Origin of the sequence: Spiroplasma endosymbiont of Lariophagus distinguendus (assembly GCF_023846195.1) — a bacterium.
GTDB lineage: Bacteria > Bacillota_I > Bacilli_A > Mycoplasmatales > VBWQ01 > Spiroplasma_E.
On record NZ_JALMUW010000074.1, the window covers coordinates 1 to 3,923 of the forward strand.

The window sequence follows — 3,923 nt, forward strand, 5'->3', positions numbered from 1 at the left end:
CCTTTATTATCATGGTAACATCTTAATCATTCATCATTAGTTTGATTATATATTAAAAAATCAAAAAATCATGACTCTATTATTTTATTTGAACGAGGAATTAAAAAATCAATAATCTTAAGTTTAGTTAAATAAGAAAAATATATTTCAAATAAATGATTTTTGCAAAAATCAGATGCATATATAGAGTTACTAAATTTAAATAACTCTTTATTTTGTTCTAATTTATTTAAATTTGTTAAATGTTCAAAAATCATTTTTTTAAAATAATTTAAATCTAAACTATGACTAAAAATATTTTCTTCACAACTTTTAAATTGACATTTTTTATTTTGGAATTCATTGAAAGTAATTGTTTCTCTTCCTCATTTATTTAAATTTTTTGACATAATTAACACCTTATAAAAATGATTATTACTATATATATATATATATATATTATAAATAATAACTACTTTTTCTTTCTTCTTTTTAATACAAATATTGGAATAACAATTGCAAAAAATATTAAAGCAGTAAAACCAATAGTAATAATCATACATATTCTATTTATCTTTTTTTTGTATTGATTTAGCTCTTGTGGATTAATAATTTCATAGCCATAATAACTTATAATATTACGTTTACGAAATTTAAAAATAACAATATTAATCATATGAATAAAGAAAATAACACCTAAAATAATTGTTAATGTTATTGCATCTTTAATAATATCAGGAACATTAACTGTTCATTTTTGAATAATAAAAGTTAATTTCTGACCACTAATCAAAAACATAATGCCAATAATAATACCAAGAACAATATAACTACTAATACTTATTCAATTAACAATTATCAAGTTAGCATGAATTTTACGATAATTTCTAATTATAAAATTAGGAGGTAATAGCGATCCTTTTAGTGTTCTTTCAATATATAAATCCACTTCTCTTCTTAATGTCACAAATTCAATAATATTAATCAAAATAATAGTAAGAGCAATAATTGCTAATGGAATAGTAATTACAGGATGAGGAATAATTTTTATGTTAATCATACCAAAATATAAACCAATAAAAGTTGAAGCAATAATTAATGTCATAACACCAATAAATAATAAAATCAATTGTTTTAGCTTCTCTGATTTAATTTCTCTGCTAATTGGTTTTGGAATTTTAAAACTATTTTTATAACTAACTATTTCCATAGTATTAAATGTTTGTGGTTGATCATAATACATATCTTTTTCTTTAGTAAAGTTTTCATTGATCGGCACTGTCTTTTTTTCTTGTAAAGGTATTATATAAGAACTAGTAACTTGTATATTTTTACCATCATATTTTTTTTCATTATAATCATTTTCATTAAAATCAGAATTATGAATATTTTCTTTATTTTTATTAATTGGTGGTACAACATTGCTAAAATAAGTGTTATTATTAGTTGATTTTTGATAACCTTCTTTATCTGATAACCTATTTTTTTGTGAAAAAAATTTATCAAATAATTTAAATTTTATTTTAGACATATACATCACCTACATTTAATTAGTTAAAATATTTTTTTGTCTTTTTAGAAATATGTTTACTTGAATAAAATTTTCTTTGTAATTTGGCAATTTCATGTTCAATTTCCAAAATTTTATCTTCAAATTGATAATCTTTTTCTTCTAAACTTAAGTATCCTTTAATAGAAATCCTTTTGCGTAAATACATTATTAATAAAATTGATAATAATAACAGAAAAATCAAAAGTGCTAACCCACCCATTGAATATAAAAAAGTAGTAATTGGAATCTCAAAACCTAAAAACTTAATGGTATTAGTACTACTATCATCACTTACTACTGCTAACACTAATTTCACCTCATACATTAGTATATAAATATTATAACAAAAACACCAAATCTAATTAATATTATCTATTTAATAGCTTATTTTCTGTTATAATAATTATTTTAATAATAAAAAAGAATATTATTAATATTCTTTTTCATATGTTCATCCTTCGCTACGTAAATATTTTGCTGCAACAAATTGTGCAAATATTGCTAGAAACAGACCAAAGAAAGTAATCAATAATAAAATTGTATAATCAAGGATTGGACGATTAATTAAAAATAAATCTTCTGGTGGGCGCTGTAACTCTAAAATAAATCTAATTAAATTTCATCCAAAAAAGTAAAGTCCCATTTGAACACCTGCATGCATCATTCGATAATGATGTAGATTATTTATTTCATAAAGTTTTTTGCTTTTATTTATATAATCATTAATTTTCTTACCAGAAGGTTTGACTTCTGCTAATGCTTTATTTACTACATTTTTTGGTACTTGATTATAATAGTAAACTTCATTTCACATTTTAGTTCAAGTCAAATGCTTTGGATCACGATTTACTTTATTTCAATATTTTGGATTAAAAGTTATTTTTCCTCAGTATTTAAAATTATCTTTAAAATCAAATTGAAACTTATCTGGCTCTACTTTTCATGGCTTTTTACCAAATCATTTACCAAGATTTGGAACAATAAATGTAATCGCTAATCATAAACCTAAATTAGCAATTGATTCATAAAGAAATATTGGTGCACGATAAACAATTTCACCATTAATCATTTCGGGATTACCACTTGGTCCACCAATTAATTTAAAACAATTATCACGAATAAAAGCAGGTAATCATGATAATGAATCACAACTTACAACGTTACCAAGTAATTCATGATTAAAGAAATTACCTCAACGTCCTAATATCTGCCCTAATAAAATATTAGGAATAATTAAATCGCCATATATTCATAATGATATTTTATACTTACGACCAACAAAGTAAAAAATAATTGCACCAGCAATAATGCCAAATAAAACACCACCATGAATAGACATCCCTGGTTTTCAAAATGCAAATTTTTCAAAAAAACTAATTGACTTATCAGGATCATCCTTACCAAGAAAACTAGCACCAAATAATGAAGCAGGAATAATAAATATTATTGATCATGCTAAAGAATCAGTAGGAACACGATAACGTTTAAATTTTACTCAAGAAGCAATAATTGAAGCAAAAATACCTGACATAATAGCAAATGCATAAACATGAAACCATCCACCATAAGTATCAGTAATGCCGTGAGGTCCAACAAAATCTAAATTTAACATAACAAACACCTCACTTACAAGACCATCTTTTAATATAGAATACCATAATAGAATACCATAACTAACTAAGAATCACAATATAAATAAAGGCAAACAATACATATTACATATATAATTTTGATAAAGTGTAATTGTAATTCACATTTTTTTAGTTTTTTTATTGTATATTATTTTTTGCAAATATAAACTTAAATTAAGATTTACCAAAAAACAAATACAAAAAATAATGTATTTTTGCTAAATCTTAATTTAATTTTTAAAAAAAGGAGGGAATAAAAATGAAATTTAAACAATTGTTATTATTAATTACCACTGTTACAAGTTTAGGGATGATATTATCAAATAATAAAATAATTAATAGCAATCAAAATACTACTTTTTTAAATAAAAACAATGTTTCTAAAATTAGCTTTAACAAAATGACAGGCACTACTGGTGAAATTAATAGTTTAACTTTTAAGGGGGAACAAACTTATGCCGTTAATAGTGAAGGTATTGTTTATAAAAGTGACAATGGTCAATCTTTTGAAGAAATAAATTTACTTAATTATGATTATAAAATAAAATCACTAATTACAACACCTAATGGCACAATTTATGTTGGAACTTATAATGAAAAAAATAATGAATTAAAAGTTTATATTCTTAAAAATGATCAACTTGCTGAAAAATATACTTTAAGTTCACATCAATTATTAGCAATGACTTTTGACAAAGAAAATAATATTTATATAGGAACAAATCAAGGGGTTGGAATGGGGCACTTGGCCCTTGGCACTT

5 protein-coding genes are annotated in these 3,923 nt (G+C 23.0%); 1 reads left to right on the forward strand and 4 read right to left on the reverse strand.

From position 1 onward, the window contains the following. The 4 genes from M0D11_RS05310 to M0D11_RS05325 all read right to left on the reverse strand — a co-directional run. Window positions 1-389 (reverse strand): hypothetical protein (locus M0D11_RS05310; protein ID WP_252320770.1); only part of this gene is annotated, 389 nt, incomplete at its 3' end. Window positions 390-451: 62 nt separating this feature from the next. Beyond that, the gene (locus tag M0D11_RS05315; RefSeq protein WP_252320772.1) at window positions 452-1,510 is read right to left on the reverse strand and encodes an MSC_0882 family membrane protein; all 1,059 of its coding nucleotides are present in this window, start codon (window positions 1,508-1,510) and stop codon (window positions 452-454) included. Window positions 1,511-1,529: 19 nt separating this feature from the next. After that, the gene (locus M0D11_RS05320) at window positions 1,530-1,856 is read right to left on the reverse strand and encodes a hypothetical protein (protein WP_252320774.1); all 327 of its coding nucleotides are present in this window, start codon (window positions 1,854-1,856) and stop codon (window positions 1,530-1,532) included. A 105-nt stretch (window positions 1,857-1,961) separates the two neighbouring features. Continuing rightward, window positions 1,962-3,143 carry a prolipoprotein diacylglyceryl transferase gene (locus M0D11_RS05325; RefSeq protein WP_252320776.1) on the reverse strand — a complete coding sequence of 394 codons (1,182 nt, stop codon included), beginning with the start codon at window positions 3,141-3,143 and terminating at the stop codon, window positions 1,962-1,964. A 278-nt stretch (window positions 3,144-3,421) separates the two neighbouring features. Between M0D11_RS05325 and M0D11_RS05330 the strand changes: the two genes are divergently transcribed. Then, on the forward strand, window positions 3,422-3,923 hold a 502-nt coding region (locus M0D11_RS05330; RefSeq protein WP_252320778.1), incomplete at its 3' end, for a hypothetical protein.